Source organism: Tildeniella sp. (assembly GCF_059505325.1).
Map to the genome: position 1 here is coordinate 44,628 of NZ_JCACKI010000064.1, position 18,456 is coordinate 63,083.

Genomic DNA, 18,456 nt, shown 5'->3' on the forward strand with positions numbered 1-18,456 from the left:
TACGTTTTGTTTACCTTGCGTTAACCAGACCAACCGACAAGTCCGCTATTCTAGCGAGGAGGGTCGAATTAGATTCAGAACCCTGAACCAGCCGTCTTCTCGAAATTCTAAAATGTCTACGTTATTCGATTTGTTATCTGATGGCGGTCCAGTCATGATCCCCATGGCGGGTTTATCGGTGGCAACGGTTGCTTGTGCGCTGGAACGCGCCTGGTTTTGGTTTCAACTGTCGCGTGGCGAGGATCGCATTGCCCATGATGTGCTAGACGCAGCCCGTTACAGTCTTGATGACGCACGGACGATCGCTGAACGGAACCAGTCGTTGCCGATCGGACGCTTTTTGTTAGCACCGCTGAAGCTGAAGCGCCCAACACCCGAAACCTTTCGTCTGGCAATGGAAGCGGCAGGCGATCAAGAATTTGTGCACATGCGGAAAGGGGATAAGCTCCTCGAAACAGTCGTTGCTCTGGCACCACTGTTAGGACTGCTCGGTACCGTTACAGGTTTGATTACCACCTTCGCCAACTTGAATATTGGTGGCGGCGGTACAGGTGCCGACACATCTAAAGCAGCGGCTGGAATTGGCGAAGCGCTCATTGTGACAGCGGCGGGCATGGTGGTTGCCATCATTGCGCTAGCAGCCTTTCGCGTTTTTGTCACACTTCAAACAAAGCAGATCGACTATTTCTCAAAGATTGGTAGCGAACTTGAGGTGATCTACCGTCATGTTTGGTATGAAGCAGATGAGGTGAATGGCGATCGCTCGACTCATCCTACTCCCGAACCTGTTATTAGTGGACATTCGTAGCTTCCGTCGATCGCTGTCACTTACTACCAGGACGTGTCATGAAATTCAAATCGCAACAGCAAGGTTCCCAGATGCCAGAACCCAATCTGGTGCCCATGATGGACGTGATTCTGACCGTCCTCACATTTTTCATCATCGTTTCGATGTCGTTGACCAGCTTTCAAGCGGTTGACGTGCCCTTGCCCAGCAGTGACAGAGGCATCAGTAAAGAAAAGCCAGTCGATCCCATCATTGTTGCCATGAACCGCCAGGGGCAGGTTTTGATGAATAATGCCCCCGCCTCTGAGGCACAGTTGGCACAGATTATCGTAGCCTACCTGCAAAAGAACCCGAAAGGCACGGTTGTTCTTAAAGCAGACAAGCAGGTCACTTACGATAAGGTCGTTCAGGTGTTAGGTACGTTACGCGACATCGGCGGCGATCGCGTTTCGTTGGCGATCGAATAAGTTCACCTGTAGCTAATTCGGCTTTTTCGTCCAAATCACAGCAACAGTGCCACCAGCTTTACCTGGCACCAGGCTTAAGCCGCCTGTGAACTTGCCTTTCTTGAGTTCATAAAGCGAACCGCCTCCATACGTTCCTGCGTCAGTAACGCTCTCAAACCCTTTCAAAGCAGTTGCTTGTAGTGCCTGATAAACCTGGGCAGGAGGTTGACCGCCAATAATCCGTGTCTCAGAGATCCCATCGACATAGACCTCGTTTGAAGGGTTATCTTTGTCTGGCTCGAAGAAGGAACCTCCCTCTGAAACATCCAGAGAGGTTGCAGAATCATCTTGAGAGGTGGCATACGTCGCGTCAATCGCCTTGGCAATGTTGCCTAACTCCGGCGGTATGCCTACTACCTTGCCCTCTTTAATTGCCGCTAGTTTAGCTTTGTCTAATTTATCAGCACCGAGTAAGTAGAAGGTCTGTGAACCATCTTCTACAACACTCAGAAAGTAGCTAACGCCATCTTTGGAGACCTTAAACGTATTTGGCTCTGATTCGTCGCTCAACGTAAATTTCTGGATAGGCAGTGCTTTCCGAAAATGAGCCACAACTGAAACAAGAGAGGCACCGTTGGCGACTCGCAGATTTTCGAGACCCTGAAAACCACCCACTGAGCCTGGGTAATGGGGGAACGCAGCAAACGGGTCTTTTGTCGTCGTGTCGGTTGATCTACCGGCATCGCCAGAGCGCGGCGTGGCTGGCACTTTGGGTGCAGGCGGTGCATTTACCGCTGCCCTGGGACGATCGATCTTTGGCAGTGCTGGTTTCGCCAACTTTGCACGGGCAGCGGGTTTGGCGGTGGGCAACTGCGTGATTTTGACGGGATTTTCCTTGTCGTCTGGCTTTTTGGGTTTTTCCTCAGACGGTAGTGGCGTAAATAGAAATAGCACGTGCAGCCCGATCGCCGCCACTAGCATCGGTCGAATGAGCAATCGCACGGGCGCAGGTAAGTTTTTCAGAGACAGGGAGTTTGACATAGCAGTGAGTGCAGCAAGATGGAGTTGTGGAGACGATCAAGTAGCTACAGAATCACTGGTTACAATGCCTGTAAATGAGCTAACTAATAGTATGTGAATCGCAGGATTGTGCACAACGATGACAGCGGAGACGGGCAACATTTGCCTCTTATACAAGCATCATAATTGGCTCTTTGTGAGTAGACAGGTCGCCCAGACTACCAAATCGCACCGGATAGTAGCGATCGCGCTGATCAGACTCAATATAGAACGCTCTATTGTTTTTGAAGAGGCTAAATGTGTGCTGCCTACAGCGCGATCGTGGAGGCGTAAAGCCACCTCTGACGGGCGTTTAGTGAGCCGAATGAGTGTTGCATGTACGGTCACGATCGCTCGTATAGCGATCGCACAGTCTAGTTCATTGACCTATTCACCAAAGCTAAAAAGTGAAGATTTAAAGTGTCTTAAGCAAGCGTTTAACTAACCTTAACCTGCTGTTACGTTTCCTTTGGTTTTCACTTAACTGATCTGGTTGTACGGTTGTCATTGTTACCTAATCTAACAGTAAGTCTCTTCGTGAGGACAAGGCAAAATGGCATTCCCTTCAACTGCACTTCGTCGCGTCGTAACAGCATCAGCTGTGACAGCCGCGATCGCGCTTGGTCCCCTGCTCACTGCGATCGCGCAGGCAGTTCCCTTAACTGGCGCTGGGGCAACCTTCCCGGTGCCTCTCTACGAGCGCTACATTGCTGAGTTTAAAAAAAGCAACCCTGATATTGAAGTGAGCTACCAGGGTGTAGGTAGCGGTGCTGGCATTCGTCAGGTGATTGCTGGCACGATCGATTTTGGTGGTAGCGATGCCGCCATGACCGATGAAGATATGGCTAAGGTCAAGAACGGTGTCATTCTGGTGCCGACGGCTGGTGGTGCTGTTGCCGTCGTTTACAATTTACCCTTTGTGCCCAACCTCAAGCTGTCTCGCAGCGTGTTGCCCGACATTTTTGCTGGGAAGATTAAAAAGTGGAATGATCCCAGAATCGCCAAGATTAACCCCGGTGCAAAGCTGCCTGATTCTGAGATTAAGCCTGTCGTTCGTGCTGATGGTAGCGGCACCTCTTTCATCTTTACTAACCACCTGAGCGCTATCAGCCCTTCTTTTAAGTCTGAGATTGGTATTGGTACGGCTCCCAAATGGCCCGGCAACCCACTCAAGGGTAAGGGTAACCCTGGTGTTGCAAAAGCTGTTAGCGGTGCTGAAGGCACAATCGGCTACGTTGAGTACGCCTATACCAAGCAAAACCAAGGGATCCAGAGTGCATGGGTCGAAAACAAGAAAGGAAAGTTTTTGCCTCCTTCAATTAGTGACACAAACAAGGCGCTATCAACCGTAGTGATTCCTCCTGACACAAATCGCGTGTTTATCGGTGATCCTGACGATGGCTACCCCATTGCAGGGTTGACGTGGTTGATGGTTTACAAACAGTACGACAGTCCCGAAAAAGCGGCGGCGATCAAAAAGTTTGTAAGCTGGATCCTCAACGATGGTCAGAACCTCAATGCTAGTCTTGACTATGTGCGAATTCCTGCCAAGGACGCGCAGCGCATTGCTAGTGAAGTGAACTCTGGCGTGAAACCCTAGTCACGATCGCTTAACATAGCCCGAAGCGTCTTCTAGCTGAACTAGAGGGCGCTTTCAGTTATTTGCCCAGATCCCCGACTTCTGATCTAACCGCAAATGCATCAAGTCACTGAATGAGAAGTCGGGGATCTCTCATGCTTTACGCCTCACTCCTCTCCCCTCACTCCTCTCCTCATGAGTTCAGCCGAACCACCTCAATCAGTTTCTGTTTCCCTTCGCCGATCGACGGTAGCCGATCGTGGTGCCGATATTATGGCAGCCGATGGCATCACGTCCTGGACTAATCAGGGCTTTCTTTGGTTGACGCGAGGCTTTGCGTTGCTCACGGTGCTCACGCTGCTATGGATGGGATGGGTCATTTTTCAGCAGGCGCAACCTGCAATTAAAGAATTTGGTCTTGGCTTTCTCAGCAGCCAGGAATGGGATATTGCCAACGTGAAGTTTGGGGCACTGCCTTACATCTTCGGTACGATAGTGACTTCGACGATCGCCCTTTTCCTGGCGCTGCCCATCAGCCTGGCGGTGGCTCTGGTCACGAGCGAGAACTTTTTGCCGCCCTGGGTGCGATCGCCCATCGCGTTTCTGGTGGAACTCATTGCTGCGATTCCTAGCGTGATTGTGGGTCTTTGGGGCATCTATCTGCTCGTACCGTTTCTGCAACCGATTCAGCTCTGGCTCTACACGCATTTCAAACAGATTCCTCTATTTAGCACGCAGCCGTTTGGCTCTGGAATGCTGGCGGCTGGAGTGATTCTGGCAATCATGATCCTGCCGACGATCGCTGCGATTAGCCGCGAAGTGCTGCTAGCGATCCCGTCGGATTTGCGATCTGCCTCCATGTCGCTAGGAGCCACCCGCTGGGAAACAATTTTTGGGGTGATTTTGCCTGCCTCTGTATCAGGCATTTTGGGCGCGGCGATGTTGGGCTTGGGGCGGGCATTGGGCGAGACGATGGCAGTCACGATGGTCATTGGCAACTCGGCACAGATCAGTCCCTCGCTATTAAATGTGGGTTACACCATCCCGGCACTGCTGGCGAATGAGTTTGGCGAGGCGTTGGATGAACTGCACATTGGCGCGCTGATGTATCTGGCGTTGATTTTGTTTGCGCTGACGCTGGCGATTAACGTGGTGGCAATTCTCATGGTACGGGTGTTGGGCTATGGAAAATGAGGCGTTGGAATTGACAAAACCCTTGCCAGCAGGTCGTCGGCTGTTGAGCAATAGCATGACCACGATCGCCTTTTTGGGTACAGCGATCGCGCTGCTGCCGCTGCTGGCAATTCTGCTCAAAATCCTCTGGGAAGGGGTGCCGCATCTTAAGTGGGAGGTGTTGACCTCGCTGCCTGCGCCTGTGGGACTAGAAGGGGTACCCAATGGCTTTGCGAACGCCATTCAAGGCACCATCATCATGGTCAGCATCGCTGCGCTCATCAGCATTCCGATCGGGTTGCTGACAGCCATCTACCTGGCAGAATTTGGCAAGCAGCAGGCGATCGCGCAGGCTGTCCGCTTTATGATCCTGATTCTCAGCGGCGTACCGTCGATCGTGGTCGGTGTGTTTGCTTATGCTGTCATTGTGCTCAACTTCAAATTTTCGGCGTTGGCAGGCAGTTTTGCGCTGGCGGTCATCATGCTGCCGATCGTCGCACTGACTGCTGAAGAAGCGCTGAAGCTCGTACCCATGCACCAGCGGCTTGCATCGGCGGCACTGGGCGCGAACGCCTTGCAGACTACTTTTCGGACTGTGATCGCTGCTGCCTTACCAGGTATTACCACAGGCATTCTGCTTGCCGTTGCCCGGGCGGCGGGTGAAACCGCTCCGCTGATCTTCACAGCGCTGTTCACGCAAGGCTGGTCACAAGGCTTGCTACAGCCATCGCCATCGCTGTCTGTCATGATTTACAACTACGCTAATTCCGCGTATGTTCAACAAAACCAGTTGGCGTGGAGTGCGTCGGTGATTTTGGTCGGTATGGTTCTGCTGACTAATCTTCTCTCCCGTTTGCTTACCCGCAAACGCCTGATGAACCGTTAAACTATGTCATCCTCCAGTACGGACAAGTTCATGCACCCTGTTGATACTGCTTCGTCGTCGATCGCCACCGAAAGCCCCGCTCTGAGCGTAAAAAATCTAAGCTTTTACTACGGCAGCCAAAAAGCGGTTGAGAGTATCTCGATCGATATTCATCAACAGCAGGTGACAGCCATCATCGGTCCCTCTGGCTGTGGCAAATCCACCTTTCTCAAGGCGCTGAACCGCATCAGTGAACTCGAAACAAAGGTGCGCGTCGATGGCACTGTCGAATTCTTTGGTCAGAATATTTACAGCCCACGGGTGAACCTGAATCGGCTACGCCGCAAAATTGGCATGGTGTTTCAAAAGCCCAACCCCTTTCCCATGAGCATATACGACAACGTTGCCTACGGGGTGCGGGTCTTTGGTCGCTCCCCTCGCGCCTCGCTGGATGAGGTCGTTGAAGCTGCTTTGCGTGGAGCCGCTCTGTGGGATGAAGTCAAAGATAATTTGGGCAAATCCGCCTTAGGGCTATCGGGCGGACAGCAGCAGCGGTTGTGCATTGCCCGTGCTCTGGCAGTCAAACCCAAAGTGCTGTTGATGGATGAACCCTGCTCAGCGCTTGATCCGATCGCGACGATGAAAATCGAAGAGTTGATCGAGACGTTGCGGCAAGAGTTGACGATCGTCATCGTCACGCACAACATGCAGCAAGCATCCCGTGTGTCAAACTTCACTGCCTTCTTTAGCACGGATGAGAGCCGCATTGGTCAACTGGTGGAGTTTGGTCCCACGTCCCAAATTTTCATGCAGCCGTCAGAAACCCGTACCAGAGACTATGTGGAAGGGCGGTTTGGGTAACGCATTACCCTACTCGAAGTTCATCCAGCTTTGCTTTCACAGCCTGAATATCCTGCCACATCAACCATTTGGGTTGTCCTCGTTCGCGTGACTGGTTTCGCAGCAGGTACGCCGGGTGAAAAATGGGCATGTAGAAGCGATCGTCCTGCTCAATCCACTGCCCTCGCACCTTTGTAATGCCTTGCTTAATCCCTAATAAGCCCTTAAGTGCGGTCGCTCCCGTCAGCAGAATAATCTTTGGATTCACGATGCGGATTTGCTCTAACAGATAGCCTTTACACGCTTCGGCTTCATCGGTTGCGGGCGTACGGTTTTCGGGTGGACGACATTTCACCACGTTGCAGATGAAAATGTCCTGCTCAGCGCTCAACTGCACCGATGCCAGAATCTTGTCTAGCAGTTGTCCAGATTTGCCGACAAACGGTTTTCCCTGTTCATCCTCATTTTGTCCTGGTCCTTCACCCACAATCATGATGGGAGCCTGAACGCTGCCCCGCGAGACTACGGCATTTGTGCGGCTGTGCCCTAGCCCACAGCGAAAGCATCGGCTGCAATGCGCCTGCATCTGTTCCATCGTCTGATAGGTGCCAACGGGAATAGGCACTTTGGCACTCGTGGGAATTTGCTCAGGGTCAAAATCTTTGGGCGGTGGAGCCTCATTGCTGGTCGGAAGGTTAAAGAGGCTGATCTGGTCTTCAGTTGCCATGCTGCAAAATGCGTAGAGCGGTTGGTAAATGCCCGTTAGGGGTAGTCCTCAGAAGATACTTAGAGACTTGCGGTTTAATAGTCTACCAAGCAGATAGATTACGACTGCGCTCAATCTCCGGTGATCGCGGGTTGAGCGGAGCCAAAACCCAAACCACTGGGAGCTTATTTTCTTGCAAGTTCTTTATTTCTGTCGTCTCTAAATTCTAGGGTAATCGTTCTCGATTCAGCCAATGTGGAGTAAAGACTGGGCGCTTTGAAGTGTGAGCTGGTCGAAAACTAAACCGCTCGATCATTGCAGATAGGTAGCGGCTTCTGTCATTGTCACCTGAGGAAACGCTTTATAAAAGCGACTCACGCTGTAAAAGGGGTGCGGTGTTGCCAGCACAATCACCCGATCGCCATAGGATCGCAGCAGCGGCAACAGCTCAAGCGGTGCAACGGGCGCACAAAGCCAAATTTGGTCTGGCTGTTGCGATCGCACTGCCTGCACCGCTGCGGCAATGGTCATGCCTGTCGCAATGCCATCGTCTACCAGAAGGGCGATCGCCCCTTGGGGGCTAAAGCGAGGGCTGTCAGGAGATAGTTCTGCTAACTGAGCCTGCGCGTGACAAAGTGCCTCTTGCAGCGCCGCGTGGTACTGGTTGGCTGGAGCTAAGGTCGCCTTGGATGCATCTGAACCAATGTAGGAGGGCAATATAGACGTGCTACGACGGTGAGCATCCCAGACCACGTACCCATCGGCTGTCACAGCTCCGATCGCCAATTCCACATTATCGGGTCGGGTAATTTTTTTCGCCACAATAACATCTAACGGGCAGCCTAGTAGGGCTGCAATGGGGGCGGCGATCGGTAGACCACCCTTTGGCAACGCATACACGACAAAGCGCGCCGTTTCCAGCTCAGGGTGCTGGCTAGCTCTCTGCAAAACTGCCTGTGCCAGCTTTTCACCCGCCTCGTGGCGATCGGCAAAGTAAGGAATCGAGTCAGTCTCTCGAAACGGTAAAAATGGCATGGTTGCTCCCTCAACGCACTGGCAGGGATATCTTTTATAATGACCGATTTTCCGCAATCGGCTCCATCTCAACTGTTCTCCCAATGTGTTCAGCTTTGCCCATATCAAGCCGCGAAGGATAAAACCCACAAGATTCTTCTTCTGCCTGCTTCAGTGCCGTTTCCGGAATCACTTGCTCAAGCAGCGTATCGATTTAGTATCCCAAACAGCAGCGTTGGCTTGTTCTCCCGAAAGCGATACATTGAGCCTACCTGCATTCCCTATTTCTTTAACCCTCCCATGTGGCGACCATCTCAAACCATTCTTCGCTGGGTTCCCTCTGCAGTGGCACTGGCACTGCTGGCTGCTTGTTCACAGCCCCTTCCCGATCAGACGGCTGATGCTCCTAGCCCGATCGCGGCGCAACCTGAAACGTTTTCAACACCAACCCCTTCAGTAACGCCTTCGGGAAGTAGTCTGCCCAAATCGCCGACTTCAGCAGGACAGCCAAAACCGATCGCACCAGTTCCAGCCAAAATGCCTCCAGCGCCGATCGCCTCAGCGTCACCGACCAAAGCACTACCGCTCGAACGCACACCAACCTTTCGAGCAACCCCACGGATGGCAGGCTTTTCACCGGACAGCAACTATTTCATCTATCTCGAAAGTTCGCGGGATACAGGGGCTGGCGTGCCCAAATCAGTGTTGCAGTTGGTCGATGTCGCGTCTAATCGCTGCGTCGAAAACGGGTGCATCGAGACGCGGTATGGCGAAAAAGAGGCAGAAACGCATACGGCTGAAGCCGAAACCGATCTGTTGAAGCAAACGTGGAAAGTACGCCAGGATCTGAACCTGACACCACCCATCGCAGGCACAGAGATTCCGATTCTGTCTCGATCGCGCGCTGTTGATGGCAGTGAAACCGTCACGATTCGCCTCCACAATAGCCAACCCCTACAGCTTCGCCTGCGACAGAAAAGCACACAGGACAGAGCCTCAATGCAGTTGAGGGTGAACTACAACGGACAGGAGCGATCGCTCGACTCCCTCAATAACTTCAGAGACTACGTGCTGGACTATTCCATCCGTCAGGTGACGCTATCCCCCGATGGTAAGCGAGTCGCTGTTCTTATCACCGCCACCAAACCAACGTTTGAAGGGACATTGGGAACGACGATCGTGCAAGGGTTTGCACTTTAAGTCGGTGAGCGGAAGGGAGTGGGGAGTGGGGAGCAGGGGGAGTAGGGAGTAGGGGGAGTAGGGAGTAGGGGGAGTAGGGAGTAGGGGGAGTAGGGAGTAGGGAGTAGGGAGTGGGGAGTAGAGGGAGTGGGGAGTAGAGGGAGTGGGGAGTAGAGGGAGTGGGGAGTAGGGAGTAGGGAGTAGGGAGTAGGGGAGCAGGGGGAGCAGGGGCGTAATGACAACTCAGGATTCAAAGAAAAGCTGACCGCTGACCGCTGACCGCTGACCGCTGACCGCTAACCGCTAATAGCCCTCAAGGCTTGACTGACCCAGCTTCACAACTGCGTAGCCAGGCTCGAATAGCTTCGGCAGTCGCACTTTGGCTGCTGTCGCGGGGTGGCGTAACGGGCTGGCGATCGTTCTGATAAGCGCCAATCCGAGAAAAAAGGAGTGCCAGTTGCCAACCGTCCGTCGTTTGTGCCAAAAACAGCCAATGGAATTGCTGAAACTCAACGACCTGCCTGCCACTGTACTGCCGCTCTAGAACGGTGAAAAAGACCTGATGCAGACTAGTATCCGTTGGACTTTGATACTCGTTAGAGTCGGTTGGTAACGGCAAGAAATCAGGCTGACTGGCAACAATGGCATAGGTCGGGTTGGTGGTCTGCCGTGAAGCCAACCGGAAATTGGAGCGGTTGATATAGCCTGGTAAATCTCGCAAAAGGGCAGCCGTCAACGCTTCTAATGTAGTGGGACAGGTAAATTTGCGGGTGAGGCGGGTAGGGGAAGTAGGGAGTAGGGAGTAGGGAATAGGGTTATAAAGTAATGGACGGTTGGGATGAATAGGGAGGCGATCGCGATCGCTAGACAATGTGGCAGCCGTGACTGGTGCTAACAGCCCAACGATTCCCAGTCCAGCTAGTGTTCCGATTCTGACCAGTAAGCACTGCCAGCAAGTTCCGTTTCGGTTCATCACCATTTTTCTCCCCGCCCCTCTGTCGTTACACCCCACTCCCGACTCCCCACTTCCCTTTCCCTTACGCCACCGTTGCCAGTTCTTCGCAGATACGCTCAAACGCAGCAACGGGATCAGTGGCGGCTGTAATCGGGCGACCAATCACCAAGTAGTCTGCGCCTGCTTTAAGTGCTGCCGTTGGTGTGATGGTACGTCGCTGATCGTTCGCATCTGCCCAGGTTGGTCGAACACCGGGACACACGAGCAGAAAATTATCACCGCATGCCTGCCGCAACTGCTCAACTTCTTGGGGTGAACAGACAGCTCCTGCAAGCCCATTTTCTTGTGCTAGAAGCGCCATGTGCAACACGTATTCTGGCAGCTCAAGCGGAATTTTTAGCTCAAATGCCAGCGATCGCGCCGTTAAACTCGTCAACAGCGTAATTGCCAGCAGCTTTGGGGTGGGATATCCTGCTTCTACAGCACCTGCTGCCGCTGCCTGCTGCGCGGCTTGCAGTGCCTCTTTGCCGTTGGTCGCGTGCAGTGTCACTAAATCAATACCATAGCGAGCCGCTGCACCACAGGCACCCGCGACCGTATTGGGAATATCGTGAAACTTAAGGTCTAGAAAAATCCGCTTCTGCCGTTCCTTGAGTGCAGCCAAAATGCCTGAACCGCTGCTCACAAAGAGTTCCAAGCCAACTTTCCAAAAGATGACTTGAGGCAGTTGCTCAATGAGGGCGATCGCCGCACGCTCACTCGACACATCCAGCGGCACAATTACCCGCTCTGCAACAGACAGACTTACAAGAGAAGGATTTGCAACAGACATATCCATACCGCTCACTCGACGAGTTCAGTCTACAACCTGAAGCAACCAGCAGAGTAATCCTGGCTCTGAGTTTTGAGTTGATTGAGCGGTCAGCGGTCAGCTATCAGCCGTCAGCTATCAGCCGTCAGCAATCTTCTCACCACTACAATTCATAACCAAAACTCCTTCAGCTTTAGCCTTTAGCCTCTTGGCGGAAGTGAGGTGTGAGGTGTGAGATGTATTAGCTTCTGCCTTCTGCCTTCTGCCTCCTGCCTTCTGCCTTTAGCCTTCTGCCATGCAGTTACATGCCGTCCCTTGTAGCTACTTAATATCTGCAATCCGAAAGCCCATTTGACACTCAAACTGGTCGGGCTGCTGCTCGGTTGCCTTGCGGATAGCGTGACCACAGCGGAGCTGCCCACTCTGCCAGCGGGGTTTGCCGCTTTGGTCTGCCATGACGCACGTTTCGCAGACCGCCTGCGGGGTAATGAGCTGATTGTCCATGAGGATGACTAACACGCAACACCTCCAGTGAACGATCGATCCCTGAGTTCACCACCCTGACTTTATTGTATGGGTCTGTCAAACAAGTTGAGGATCGCTGGTACACAGCTTAATACACCTCATTTAGCATCATCGTATTGCTTGACTCATTTTGGCTCAATCGTCACTCTGTCTGCCTGTGAATAGGACGACTCTGATGGACTCAAAAGGGATTTTTCCTACCCCCGCGTGAGGGCTGCTAAAGTAGGAAAGAACGTTTGGCTGGATAACCCTTCTGAACGTTGTTGTTCCGCTTTTTGAGGGGTTTCCTCTGTGACTCGAACTGACTTAGATTTTCTTACCGAGACTGATCCCGCGATCGCCAGCATGATTCAGCAGGAACTCCAGCGTCAGCAGGATCACCTGGAACTCATTGCCAGCGAGAACTTTACGTCTGCGGCAGTGATGGCAGCGCAAGGCTCTGTACTGACAAACAAATATGCTGAAGGGCTTCCGGGCAAGCGTTACTACGGTGGCTGTGAGTTCATCGACCAGGTAGAAGCATTGGCGATCGATCGCGCCAAGCAGCTTTTTGGCGCAGCACATGCAAACGTACAGCCTCACTCTGGCGCACAGGCAAACTTTGCGGTGTTTTTAAGCCTGCTAGAACCGGGCGACACCATCATGGGTATGGATTTATCTCACGGGGGACATTTAACGCATGGATCGCCTGTCAACGTTTCAGGCAAGTGGTTTAAGGCGCAGCACTACGGCGTGAGTGCAGAAACAGAGCAGTTGGACTACGACCAGATTCGAGACTTGGCGCTGCAACACCGTCCCAAGCTGTTGATCTGCGGCTACTCCGCCTATCCTCGCATCATTGAGTTCGACAAGTTTCGGGCGATCGCCGATGAAGTGGGTGCCTACCTGCTGGCAGACGTGGCACACATCGCCGGACTGATTGCTACAGGGCATCATCCCAGCCCCATTCCTTACTGCGATGTCGTCACCACTACGACCCACAAAACGCTGCGTGGACCTAGAGGCGGCTTGATTCTGACTCGGGATGCTGAATTGGGCAAGAAGCTCGACAAAGCCGTGTTTCCGGGCAGCCAGGGTGGACCGTTGGAGCATGTCATTGCTGCGAAAGCTGTGGCGTTTGGCGAAGCGCTGAAGCCTGAATTTAAAACCTATAGCGGTCAGGTCATTGAGAATGCTCGTGCTCTGGCAGCTCAATTACAGGCACGTGGGCTGAAGACAGTCTCTGGCGGTACCGACAATCACCTGCTGCTGGTAGACCTGCGCTCCATTGGCATGACTGGAAAGCTGGCAGACCAGTTGGTGAGCGGTGTCAACATCACAGCCAACAAAAACACAGTGCCGTTTGACCCAGAATCGCCCTTTGTCACCAGCGGTCTACGGTTAGGTTCGCCTGCTATGACGACGCGCGGTATGGGGCAAACAGAATTTACAGAGATTGGCAACATTATTGCCGATCGCCTGCTGAGTCCCGATGACACAACCGTTGCCCAAAACTGCCGCCAACGGGTAGCTAACCTGTGCAGCCGCTTTCCGCTCTATCCGCATCTAAGCGTTCCAGTACCAGCGTTGGTGTAGAAGAAGTGAGAAGGCAGGGGCAGAAGGCAGGGGGCAGAAGGCAGAAGGCAGGAGGCAGTGATAATCATCAACTCCTGACTTTCGACGTTTAACGAAACAGCAGTAACCATAGTGGAATGGTGAAGAGGAGGGCGATCGTGCTCAGGGCAATGCTACTGGCGATCACCTCTCGATCGAGGTCATATTCCTCGGCAAGAATTAGTCCGGCGAAAGCACTGGGCATACCTGCCATTAAGACCAACGCTAACCGAGCATCGCCTGACAAACCTAGTAGCGTGGTGCCCAGCCCTACCGCAAGGGGCAGAATGATTACCTTGAGCACGGTTGGTAAGAGCGCAAACTGGATGCTTTGCCAACCGTGAAGCTGGCTCAAGCGCATTCCCATGAGCAAAAACGCACCGGGGATGACGAAATACAGAGAGGCATGTAACCCTTGCTCGATCGCATCAGAGGCTTCCATCGATCGCGTCAGGGAGCCGATCGTAAATGCCCACAAAGACGGCACTGATAGTACATCGCGGAGCTGCACCCACCAGTGATTTTGCTGGCGCGATAGCCCATAATAGCTGGCGAGAAACACCCCAACGCCATAAGTACCAACAATGTTGTGCGTCACGCTATAAAACACTGCCCATCCCACATAGGGTTGGCTAATCAACGCTGGCACCAAGCCCAGTCCGACAAAACCAGTATTGCCAATGGTTGCTGCCAGAATAAAGCTGCCGCGTTGAGAGCGATTGAGTCCGACGGTTGTGCTCTCAGTGGGTAGCGGTTCATCAAACGAGTCGATCGTGGCAGCGTCAGACAAACCAGACGTTACAGACGACAGCAGTTGTTGCGACGTTTGTGACTGTGCTGGTTGTAACTGTGCTAGTTGTGACTGTGCTGGTTGAGTTAGCCATTGCTGATAGGCTTGCAGACTCAACCAGGCAAGGAGCAGTCCTAAAACGAGAGCCGCGATCGTTACCGCTGGAGCCAGCCCTATAGTCTGGGCATAGTCTGTTTGCCGTGCCAGCGCCAAAATTTGCCAGGGAACACCAACCCAGTACAATACCCGACCAAGCAGGCGAGGAAAGGCTTGTGGAACAAACCGAAAGGCAATTAGCCCCAATCCAGTCCACAGCACTAGTGGCAAGTAGGCATCAAAAAGCGTACCAGCCATGATTAGATACCTACGGCTTTAAGAACGTGCGCTGCTTCTAAACGCTTGTTAGCGAAGTGTGACGATACCTGCTACAAAACGGTTGCCGCTACAAAACCTTACTGTAAAAGCTTCCAGTTTTGAATCCGCCAAACGCCGTCTTTTCGCACCAGGCTGTAATCAATGCGTAGGTTAGGACTGGATTCAGCGTTCTTGCGTTGGTCAGCTTCGTAATACTCAGTTGCTTCCGTTACGTCTGCTAAAACGCTTGCCTGGTCAGGATTGGTTTTACTCGGCTCTACCGAGCTAATCTTGACGCTATGTTCGTACTTACGGTACTGGTTACTACGCTTTGCCTCTGCTGCGGCTGCTTGCCATTCAGCTAGCTTTGGCTCTTCGAGGACGTTTGCTAGCGGCTCCAGCTTGTAATCGGGACCCATTGCATCCGCTTTTGCTGAGAGCCAGGTTTGGATCACTTTTTCGGCAGTGACGGTAGTGAGGACACCACTGGTTGCCGTCGCGCTAGCAGGGGTAACGGCAATCGTTGGTAACGCCTGGTCAATCAGCGGACGATCGAGCCGCAAGTTTAGCTGCTCTTCCTGTACAACAGGGGTAGAAACCCGTCGCCACAGTGAACCCGCCATGAAGCCCAAGGTCACGATCGCCACAATGACACCCAACGGCAACAACCAGGGGAGCAAGGTCGCCAATTTTGTTTTCGCAGGGCGCTCGCCGCGACGATTAACGGCTACAGTGCCACGTCCGTCACCGTTACCCTGGGAACGATTAGGGGCACGGACACGATCGCCCATTGGTCGCGTTGCTGTTGCGCTTCGAGTACGTGCCGTCTGTGGTATGCGCTCAGCGACAGGCATTGTGCCTTCCGTGGAGCGCTCAGGAGACATCGTTGCGGTGCCTGTACGAGCCGCAATATGTGCACGTGCGGTGTTGATCAGGTATTCGTGGCTCATTTCCTGCTCCAACGTTCGCTCAGTGGCAATATGACTACCTTCAGCCATGCTGGTTGCTTCCGGAATGCCATCACGCTGCGATCGTCCGTTCACCCCGGCTGTCACAGGAGCCGTCGCCGTTCGCTCAGCCCGACGACGGTTAGACGAGCCGATCGGTGTCGCTACGGCTGCATGAGCAGTCGATGAGTCCAGCGCCCATACTGCATCAGCGTCAGCATCATCCGGCAGTTCCTCTAGGTAGGATTGCACCTGCTGATCGGCAAAATAATCTTTCAAGGATGCCTGCTGTTGCAGCAAATCACGGAAGTGCGGAAACACTTCATCTTGCAACCAGCGCTCACCATACAGACACAGACCAGGAAGCAGATCCGGTGAACCCTGAGACTGTTCGCGAATAAACGCGATCGGTCCATAGTCTTGACTACGCTCGAGCGCGTGACTGGCGTTTTCCGTCTGACCTAGCAGCAACGCACAGACCGCCTGCTCTAGATGCACATCCTGACGGCTACTTAAGCGCGTCAGCATGAGTTTTGCCCGCCGCACCAAAGCTGGCTGCCGTTCGGCAAAGCCACGCGCCAGCAGAGCATAGACCGCCAAATAAGTTGCAACAGGTGAAGGACGCTGTGCTTCCTGCTCAAATAGCACCTGCTGTTCAGCAGCAGTCAGGTAGCCGCGTAACTGCTGAATGAAGCGCAAAAAGTCATCAATATTTAATCCAGACCGATCGTCACCTGCCCCGTCGATGCCATCCCGTTCTTGCAGCATGTCTTGCAGTAGCTGCATACCTTGATAGCGAAGGGCGGGTTGGTCTTCAGGAAGTGCCAATAGCTCAAGCACACGATAGGGTCGCAGCTTGTAGAGATCCGACTGAATTTCGCCGCGCACTTCGGCAAACAACCCTTCGCGTAAGAGCAACTGCTGACCTGTTTCTAGCGCTTCTGAGGCATTTTCATACTGTCGCTGCTGCCATTGTTCTCGCCCTAACTCCATGCAGGCGAGCGCTACCGTCAACACAATATCTGAAAAAACAATACCGGGATCGCCAAAATGACCGTCTTTCAGGCTAGCACTACCGCCCGTCAGAAACGGACGACCCAACCGCAGCACCAGCTCGTATTCACCCAAATCCTGTAGCACCAGCAGGGCACCCACAAACTGACTGTCCTGGATGTCAATGCTGGGGGTGTGAGAATCGCTGCCAACATCGCTTTCAAGCATCGGCTCGCGTGTCTGGTCGATCGCAGTCCCATTCACTGGTTCCAGCTCTGGTTCTAGCTCGTAGGCTCTAGCAAGAAACCGCGCGTCGTAGAGCTGACGCTGTTCTACATCAGAAAGCACCGCAAATGCCTCGTCAAAAAGCTTTTTGCGGGAGGCAATCGCGGCATCCGAGTATTCCCGTCGAGGCAGTTGCAGGGTGCGATCGCGGTGCGCCTGTCGCAACTGTTCAGCGGTTGCCTGAATTGGCAAACCCAGTATCCGGTAGTAGTCGAGCGGAATACGCACGGTTAACTTTCCTAGCGGTAAGCAATAAGGTTAAGCTATGGTAGCGGACAACGCCAGCCAAAAAGGTGCCATCATCATAGCGTGTCGATGCGAGATAGCGTGTAGATGCCAGAGTGGTAGTTTCCAGGATAAGCAAAAAACTCCTATAGGAAACATAAATTCTAGAAAACTTGACCCGTTTGAGTGAAAATAAAAAGCCCCCGCCAGGATTAAGTCATAGGAAGAAGCCAATGGTTCAAGAAAGAGTCTTTCCCACGTTTCAAGCAGCCACTGCTACAGTGACCAAAGATGAAGGGCTGCTGCTCTACGAGGACATGATACTGGGGCGCTTTTTCGAGGACAAATGCGCCGAGATGTACTACCGTGGCAAAATGTTTGGCTTTGTCCACCTCTACAATGGGCAAGAAGCCGTTTCAACGGGTGTGATTCAGGCAATGCGCCCTGGCGAAGACTACGTGTGCAGCACTTATCGTGATCACGTTCATGCCTTGAGTGCGGGTGTACCTGCGCGTAATGTGATGGCTGAGCTATTCGGTAAGGAAACGGGCTGTAGCAAAGGACGTGGCGGCTCCATGCATCTATTCTCAGCCGAACATCGCCTGCTGGGAGGCTATGCGTTTATTGGTGAAGGTATTCCTGTTGCTACGGGTGCCGCGTTTCAATCTAAATATCGTCGGGAAGCAATGGGCGATGCTTCTTCTGATCAGGTGACAGCGGCGTTTTTTGGTGATGGCACTACAAACAACGGTCAGTTTTTCGAGTGCTTGAATATGGCGGCATTGTGGAAATTGCCCATTCTGTACGTGGTGGAAAACAATAAGTGGGCGATCGGCATGGCGCACGAACGCGCGACCTCCCAGCCTGAAATCTACAAGAAAGCCAGCGTCTTTGGGATGCCAGGGTATGAAGTAGACGGAATGGATGTACTGGCAGTGCGCGCAATTGCTCAAGAAGCGGTTGCCCGTGCGCGTGCTGGCGAAGGTCCAACGCTGATTGAGTGCCTCACCTACCGTTTTCGGGGACATTCTTTAGCAGACCCGGATGAACTACGATCGAAGGCAGAAAAAGAAGCCTGGTTTGCTCGTGACCCGATCAAGAAACTGGCGGCACATCTGCTAGAACAAAATCTAGCGAATCAGGACGAACTAAAAGCGATCGAAAAGAAAATTCAGGCGATCGTCGAAGAAGCCGTCACATTCGCGCTAGAAAGCCCCGAACCGAACCCCAACGATCTCTATAAGTACGTATTTGCAGGCAATGACTAGGCGATCGACTCGCATTTTGATGTTTTACAAAGAGTGCTTGATCCACAATGCAAGCAGATGGT

Annotated in this window: 19 protein-coding genes; 10 read left to right on the forward strand and 9 right to left on the reverse strand. The window is 52.9% G+C overall.

Features of this window, described 5'->3' with window-relative positions:
• Positions 1–112: 112 nt before the first annotated feature.
• The gene (locus AC5JO6_RS21485) at positions 113–808 is read left to right on the forward strand and encodes a MotA/TolQ/ExbB proton channel family protein (RefSeq protein WP_496083080.1); all 696 of its coding nucleotides are present in this window, start codon (positions 113–115) and stop codon (positions 806–808) included.
• Between the two features lie 38 nt (positions 809–846).
• Positions 847–1,254, forward strand: coding sequence for an ExbD/TolR family protein (locus AC5JO6_RS21490; protein ID WP_496083081.1), 408 nt, complete (start codon positions 847–849; stop codon positions 1,252–1,254).
• A 12-nt stretch (positions 1,255–1,266) separates the two neighbouring features.
• Here the strand turns inward: AC5JO6_RS21490 and AC5JO6_RS21495 are convergent, their stop codons facing one another.
• Positions 1,267–2,274, reverse strand: coding sequence for a hypothetical protein (locus tag AC5JO6_RS21495; RefSeq protein ID WP_496083082.1), 1,008 nt, complete (start codon positions 2,272–2,274; stop codon positions 1,267–1,269).
• A gap of 118 nt (positions 2,275–2,392) precedes the next feature.
• Here AC5JO6_RS21495 and AC5JO6_RS21500 point away from each other — a divergent pair, with 118 nt between their 5' ends.
• From AC5JO6_RS21500 to pstB, 5 genes are all read left to right on the forward strand, one after another.
• Entirely contained in the window at positions 2,393–2,737 is a 345-nt protein-coding gene (locus tag AC5JO6_RS21500) for a hypothetical protein (protein WP_496083083.1), read from the forward strand.
• Between the two features lie 108 nt (positions 2,738–2,845).
• Positions 2,846–3,892 (forward strand): phosphate ABC transporter substrate-binding protein PstS, encoded by a 1,047-nt coding sequence (pstS, locus tag AC5JO6_RS21505; RefSeq protein WP_496083084.1) that lies wholly within the window; start codon positions 2,846–2,848, stop codon positions 3,890–3,892.
• 174 nt (positions 3,893–4,066) lie between these two features.
• Complete coding sequence (gene pstC / locus AC5JO6_RS21510) at positions 4,067–5,065, forward strand: phosphate ABC transporter permease subunit PstC (protein WP_496083085.1); 999 nt, start codon at positions 4,067–4,069, stop codon at positions 5,063–5,065.
• Positions 5,055–5,930: a phosphate ABC transporter permease PstA gene (gene pstA / locus AC5JO6_RS21515; protein WP_496083086.1), complete on the forward strand. Its 876-nt coding sequence runs from the start codon at positions 5,055–5,057 to the stop codon at positions 5,928–5,930. The genes pstC and pstA overlap by 11 nt, the downstream gene beginning before the upstream one ends.
• Before the next feature lie 30 nt (positions 5,931–5,960).
• A complete protein-coding gene (gene pstB, locus AC5JO6_RS21520; protein WP_496083087.1) occupies positions 5,961–6,770 on the forward strand; it encodes a phosphate ABC transporter ATP-binding protein PstB in 810 nt (269 codons plus the stop codon).
• Positions 6,771–6,774: 4 nt separating this feature from the next.
• Here pstB and AC5JO6_RS21525 read toward each other — a convergent pair whose 3' ends face one another.
• Positions 6,775–7,476 (reverse strand): uracil-DNA glycosylase, encoded by a 702-nt coding sequence (locus tag AC5JO6_RS21525; RefSeq protein ID WP_496083088.1) that lies wholly within the window; start codon positions 7,474–7,476, stop codon positions 6,775–6,777.
• Between the two features lie 291 nt (positions 7,477–7,767).
• Complete coding sequence (locus AC5JO6_RS21530) at positions 7,768–8,490, reverse strand: phosphoribosyltransferase (RefSeq protein WP_496083089.1); 723 nt, start codon at positions 8,488–8,490, stop codon at positions 7,768–7,770.
• A gap of 39 nt (positions 8,491–8,529) precedes the next feature.
• On the opposite strand from AC5JO6_RS21530, the gene AC5JO6_RS21535 reads away from it, so the two are divergent.
• Positions 8,530–9,669: a DUF2259 domain-containing protein gene (locus AC5JO6_RS21535; RefSeq protein WP_496083090.1), complete on the forward strand. Its 1,140-nt coding sequence runs from the start codon at positions 8,530–8,532 to the stop codon at positions 9,667–9,669.
• Here AC5JO6_RS21535 and AC5JO6_RS21540 read toward each other — a convergent pair.
• The 4 genes from AC5JO6_RS21540 to AC5JO6_RS21555 form a co-directional block, all read right to left on the reverse strand.
• Positions 9,666–9,890, reverse strand: coding sequence for a hypothetical protein (locus AC5JO6_RS21540; protein WP_496083091.1), 225 nt, complete (start codon positions 9,888–9,890; stop codon positions 9,666–9,668). The genes AC5JO6_RS21535 and AC5JO6_RS21540 overlap by 4 nt on opposite strands.
• A 71-nt stretch (positions 9,891–9,961) precedes the next feature.
• A complete protein-coding gene (locus tag AC5JO6_RS21545; protein ID WP_496083092.1) occupies positions 9,962–10,621 on the reverse strand; it encodes a hypothetical protein in 660 nt (219 codons plus the stop codon).
• Between the two features lie 64 nt (positions 10,622–10,685).
• Positions 10,686–11,435 (reverse strand): orotidine-5'-phosphate decarboxylase, encoded by a 750-nt coding sequence (pyrF, locus tag AC5JO6_RS21550; RefSeq protein ID WP_496083093.1) that lies wholly within the window; start codon positions 11,433–11,435, stop codon positions 10,686–10,688.
• A 300-nt stretch (positions 11,436–11,735) separates the two neighbouring features.
• Positions 11,736–11,933, reverse strand: a complete 198-nt coding sequence (locus AC5JO6_RS21555) for a hypothetical protein (protein WP_496083094.1) — start codon at positions 11,931–11,933, stop codon at positions 11,736–11,738.
• 297 nt (positions 11,934–12,230) lie between these two features.
• On the opposite strand from AC5JO6_RS21555, the gene glyA reads away from it, so the two are divergent.
• A complete protein-coding gene (glyA, locus tag AC5JO6_RS21560; RefSeq protein ID WP_496083095.1) occupies positions 12,231–13,514 on the forward strand; it encodes a serine hydroxymethyltransferase in 1,284 nt (427 codons plus the stop codon).
• Between the two features lie 88 nt (positions 13,515–13,602).
• On the opposite strand, the gene AC5JO6_RS21565 is transcribed toward glyA, so the two are convergent.
• A complete protein-coding gene (locus AC5JO6_RS21565) occupies positions 13,603–14,676 on the reverse strand; it encodes an AEC family transporter (RefSeq protein ID WP_496083096.1) in 1,074 nt (357 codons plus the stop codon).
• Positions 14,677–14,774: 98 nt separating this feature from the next.
• Positions 14,775–17,129: an IMS domain-containing protein gene (locus tag AC5JO6_RS21570; RefSeq protein WP_496083097.1), complete on the reverse strand. Its 2,355-nt coding sequence runs from the start codon at positions 17,127–17,129 to the stop codon at positions 14,775–14,777.
• 230 nt (positions 17,130–17,359) lie between these two features.
• On the opposite strand from AC5JO6_RS21570, the gene pdhA reads away from it, so the two are divergent.
• Positions 17,360–18,394 carry a pyruvate dehydrogenase (acetyl-transferring) E1 component subunit alpha gene (gene pdhA, locus AC5JO6_RS21575; protein WP_496083098.1) on the forward strand — a complete coding sequence of 345 codons (1,035 nt, stop codon included), beginning with the start codon at positions 17,360–17,362 and terminating at the stop codon, positions 18,392–18,394.
• Positions 18,395–18,456: the final 62 nt, after the last annotated feature.

Bases quoted from the DNA above. Each gene is read 5' to 3' on its own strand.
- pstA (WP_496083086.1), top strand. From the start codon at position 5,055: ATGGAAAATGAGGCGTTGGAATTGACAAAACCCTTGCCAGCAGGTCGT.
- AC5JO6_RS21495 (WP_496083082.1), bottom strand. From the start codon at position 2,274: ATGTCAAACTCCCTGTCTCTGAAAAACTTACCTGCGCCCGTGCGATTG.
- AC5JO6_RS21500 (WP_496083083.1), top strand. From the start codon at position 2,393: ATGACAGCGGAGACGGGCAACATTTGCCTCTTATACAAGCATCATAAT.
- AC5JO6_RS21535 (WP_496083090.1), top strand. From the start codon at position 8,530: ATGACCGATTTTCCGCAATCGGCTCCATCTCAACTGTTCTCCCAATGT.
- AC5JO6_RS21485 (WP_496083080.1), top strand. From the start codon at position 113: ATGTCTACGTTATTCGATTTGTTATCTGATGGCGGTCCAGTCATGATC.
- pyrF (WP_496083093.1), bottom strand. From the start codon at position 11,435: ATGTCTGTTGCAAATCCTTCTCTTGTAAGTCTGTCTGTTGCAGAGCGG.
- pstC (WP_496083085.1), top strand. From the start codon at position 4,067: ATGAGTTCAGCCGAACCACCTCAATCAGTTTCTGTTTCCCTTCGCCGA.
- pstB (WP_496083087.1), top strand. From the start codon at position 5,961: ATGCACCCTGTTGATACTGCTTCGTCGTCGATCGCCACCGAAAGCCCC.
- AC5JO6_RS21530 (WP_496083089.1), bottom strand. From the start codon at position 8,490: ATGCCATTTTTACCGTTTCGAGAGACTGACTCGATTCCTTACTTTGCC.
- AC5JO6_RS21545 (WP_496083092.1), bottom strand. From the start codon at position 10,621: ATGAACCGAAACGGAACTTGCTGGCAGTGCTTACTGGTCAGAATCGGA.
- AC5JO6_RS21565 (WP_496083096.1), bottom strand. From the start codon at position 14,676: ATGGCTGGTACGCTTTTTGATGCCTACTTGCCACTAGTGCTGTGGACT.
- pstS (WP_496083084.1), top strand. From the start codon at position 2,846: ATGGCATTCCCTTCAACTGCACTTCGTCGCGTCGTAACAGCATCAGCT.
- pdhA (WP_496083098.1), top strand. From the start codon at position 17,360: ATGGTTCAAGAAAGAGTCTTTCCCACGTTTCAAGCAGCCACTGCTACA.
- AC5JO6_RS21490 (WP_496083081.1), top strand. From the start codon at position 847: ATGAAATTCAAATCGCAACAGCAAGGTTCCCAGATGCCAGAACCCAAT.
- AC5JO6_RS21525 (WP_496083088.1), bottom strand. From the start codon at position 7,476: ATGGCAACTGAAGACCAGATCAGCCTCTTTAACCTTCCGACCAGCAAT.